The sequence below is a fragment of the Comamonas sp. CAH-2 genome, from assembly GCF_009668305.1.
In the GTDB taxonomy this organism is placed as follows: Bacteria; Pseudomonadota; Gammaproteobacteria; order Burkholderiales; family Burkholderiaceae_C; genus Comamonas; species Comamonas aquatica.
The window spans coordinates 1-262 of the sequence record NZ_VSWF01000094.1 but is presented as its reverse complement, the minus strand read 5'-3'; the positions used below and the strand labels follow the sequence as shown (position 1 = coordinate 262).

Genomic DNA, 262 nt, shown 5'->3' with positions numbered 1-262 from the left:
CCGGCTTCAACCTGGGCCCCTCCTCGCCCGAGCTGCAACTGGGCGTGCTGGGCACCTGCGTGACCCACATCTTCGAAATCCAGGCCGCGCTGCTGCAGGTGCCGCTGGACAGCATCAGCGTGGATGTGCGCGGCACCATTGACCCACGCGCCGGCCAGCCCGGCCACGAGGCCACGCCCATCTGGCCCCACGACATCCGCTACGAGGTGCAGGTGCAGTCCAGTGCCGATGACGCCCAGTTGCAAACCCTGTTTGACGCGGT

1 protein-coding gene is annotated in these 262 nt (G+C 67.9%); it reads left to right on the top strand.

The annotated features are described in order from the left end of the window. Nucleotides 1–262 (top strand): OsmC family protein (locus FYM52_RS18620; protein ID WP_162524783.1); only part of this gene is annotated, 262 nt, incomplete at both ends.